This window comes from Hymenobacter agri, assembly GCF_054778495.1.
In genome coordinates this window covers 1-3,443 of the sequence record NZ_BAAGZM010000472.1, presented here as the reverse complement: position 1 = coordinate 3,443, position 3,443 = coordinate 1, and the positions used below count along the sequence as shown (strand labels likewise).

Here is a 3,443-nt window from a genome sequence, read left to right as displayed (position 1 = left end):
GGCGGCTCGGCCGTGCTCACGGCCGACGCCGGCACGACCAGCCCGTTCGCCTCCTACACCTGGACGCCCGACGAGGCCCTCTCGGCCACCGGCGGCGCGCAGGTGGTGGTGAACCCGCTGCAAACCACGACCTACAGCGTCGTCATCGTGGCTGATGGGCGTACCACCGAGCACAGCATCACGATTGTGGTGCGCCCCGACTGCTGCCAGCAAAGCACCGCCTCGGCCTACAAAATCGTGGAGCTCAACGATACTTACGACTACAACGGCAGCCTGCCGCCCTACTACGGCGACCCGTTCCGGCCCTACCCGCCCGGTACGTATTTCCACGTGGCGGGTCGTTCGCTCACACTCAGCAATACCGCGTTTCACCTGCCGACCGGCAGCGTGCTGCTGATGGACCCGGGCGCCGAGGTGGTGCTCCACGATGCGCAGCTGTATCTGGACGGCGGCACCATTACGGCCGCCTGCGACCAGCAGTGGGGCGGGGTGCAGCACGACGGCAGTAACCACGGCCTGTTTGCGAGCGCCGTGGGCACGCTGCGGCCCCGCCTGCTGCACAGCCAGAAGGGCATCGTGTTCACCAACTCGACCACGGCGGCGCTGACGCTCGACCACATGGATTTTCTGCACAACTACACGAGCATTTACCTGGACTACCACACGCTGCCCGCGGCCAGCAGCGACCAGCTGAGCAGCTGCGTGTTCGACGCCGACCCGGGCCTGATGAAGGCGCCCTACCAGCCGCAGGGCACCGACACGTGGGTGAGCCAGTGCCACGTGAGCGTGTGGGGCAATGCGGCCCGCCTGCAGTTTGCGGGCAATAGCCTGCGCCACGCGCTGCTGGGCGTGGAGCTGCTGCCCGGTAATCCGCCGCAGCTCGGCATCAGTGGCGGGCAGTTGGCCGACATCTACCTAGCCGGGGTGGTGAGCCGCGATAACACGTCGTATGCCGGCGCGCAGCTGACGGTGGCGGGCACGCGGTTCACGTTTCCGCAGGGCCTGGCGCTGCCGGCCACCAGCCAGGTAACGCAGACGCTGGCTACGTACAACCAGACGTTGCACGCCCACGAAACCGTGGCCCTGGCCCCGTTGCTGGTGCGCACCGCCGTCACCACCGGCTGCGTGTTCGAGCAGCCCGACACCAGCCCCTACCTCACCTTTCAATACGGCAATTACCGCCCCCGGCAAATCGGCATTGCCAGCCAGCGGCTGACGCAGGTGCTCGATAACACCTTTACCGGGCTGGCTGTGGGCATTGCCCACGGGCTACGCAACGGCAATGCCGATACGGAGGTGCGCGGCAACCTGTTCAGCCAGTGCGAGAAGGGCTACAACCCGGTGCCCTTCGACAATTATACCCACCCGCAGCCCACGGGTAAGGTTTACGTGAGCTGCAACACTTTTGAGCGGGGCGTGAGCGCCGGCCAGCGCGGCGGGGTGAGCTACGGCATTTACCAGGAGGCCGACGCCAACGTGACGCTGGCCGACCCTTCGGCGACTTCTGGCAATCCTGCGATATTGAAAAACCGGTTTGATGACGCAAGAGCCGGAAAAGGAGGATTCTATGCGCTGTATAATGCCAATGGCAGCGTTACCCTCACCTATAATACCTACGACGACTACTGGGCAAACACGGTGCAGCCGCTGAGTAACTCATCAGTTGAACTACCACCGATTAGGAATACGGTAAACTATCCTAATAATAATACCGACTGTGCTCCCCTAACGCCAAATGGGTTGCCACGGGCGGCAGGGCCAAGCACGGAAGCGGCGGTTCTGACTGCCCAGGCTAAAGTAGAGGCCAGTGTGCCTAACCCGGCTGCGGGCACCGTGCGCATTGGCTATACTGTGCCTACTACCGCCCACGATGTTAAGTTAGTGGTGCGTGAGGCGATGAACGGCCGGATTGTGGCCGTTATTCCGGTGAGTAACAGCGCCCGGTACTATGACCTTAGACTGGCTGGTTACCCAGCGGGCCTATACCATTATGCGCTGGTTGTTGATGGGCGGCCAACGGTTGCCCAACGATTGGTAATTCAATAGCCGAAGCCCATGAAACGCTTTCTACTATCAGCCGTGCTGGGAGCAGCTTTCTGTTCCGTGGCTTCGGCTCAACCCACGCAAGTGTGGCAACGGTTATTCGATGATGGATTTCGTGCCAGCAACGGGTTCAGTCAGGTTCAACAGTTCGGTGCTGCTCGGCTGCTGGCGATTGGCCCAAGCCAACGCTACAGCGCCAACGCTCCCTCTCCTGGATACTCCAAACTGGGTAATCTTTGGCGCTTCAACACATCAGGCGACACGCTATTGCGCAAAAAATATGTTGCGACGCCTTACTTAAATAATGTTTTGCCTTTGCCGGGAGGCGATGTATTGCTGACCGGCGCGCTGGATTCAGCGGCTACACCGACTTCCTACAACGTTAGCTTTTTCTATGTGCGGGCCGATTCACTGGGCACTTGGCGGCAGTCGCGGCTGCGCTACCTGCCCACCTACCGCAGCGCAGGCGGGCCGGCTCCCTTACTGCCGCTGTCTGGGGGAGGGGCGCTGTGGGCGCAAACTGTGAATCAGCTACCTTACGTGCAAGGCTCTTACAACGGGCTGTTCAACGCACAAGTGGTGCGGCTCGATTCAGCTCAGCGCTTGGTATGGCAGCGGCAGTATCCGGGCAACACGCCCGCAGCCGACGGACTAACCGTGGCGGCGATGGCGCAGCTGCTCGACGGCTCGTACGTGCTGGTGGGGCAGAAGGGGCGGGCCTGGCAGGCGCCCTACCCGCCGGGGCTGATTGTGGTGCGCAGCGGCTGGGCCCAGCGCCTGAAAGCCAACGGGGACACCGTGCGCATGGCCAGCGAATACTTCGGCACCATCTCGCAGAAGTACGAGCCGCAGGACGTGCAGGCTACCCCCGACGGGGGTTACGTGGTGGCCGGCATTGTGTACATCGACCAGTATTTGCCGGTCTTCAACAGCTATCCAGTAGCCAACGGGTCGTTGGCCAAGTTCGACAGCCTGGGCGTGCTGCAATGGGAGCGGCGTATTTCGGGCCTGCCCGCGCCGGGCCGCAATTGCAGCCTTTCACGGGTGCAGGTGCTGGCCAACGGGCATTACCTGGTCACGGGGGTTCGTAACCATATGCCCAACGACCCTACCGCCGGGTATCTGGCGGAGTATGCGGGGACCAGCACTGGCGCAACGATGGTGTGGGAAACCTACTTTGAATCAGATATTGCCTTGCAGCAAACGGCTTTACAAGCCGATGGCACCCTCACGATGGCTGGGTCACGGCAGGTGTACCGCACCGTGAACGGGTTCACGAGTCCGGACCAGTTGGGCCTGCTCACGCGCTTTGCCGGGCTGGGGGCGCCGTGGGTGCCCGCCTACTGCCAGCACGCGCCGGCGCCCAATCCGGGCTTTGTGCTCAACGCCGCCCGCGACAC

General features: G+C 62.8%; 2 protein-coding genes. Both read left to right on the top strand.

The genetic code is table 11. From position 1 onward, the window contains the following. The coding region (locus tag ACYVDE_RS17820; protein ID WP_460502901.1) for a hypothetical protein at positions 1–2,046 on the top strand (2,046 nt) is incomplete at its 5' end. A gap of 306 nt (positions 2,047–2,352) precedes the next feature. Continuing rightward, positions 2,353–3,443: hypothetical protein (locus ACYVDE_RS17815; RefSeq protein ID WP_460502900.1), on the top strand; the 1,091-nt coding region annotated here is incomplete at its 3' end.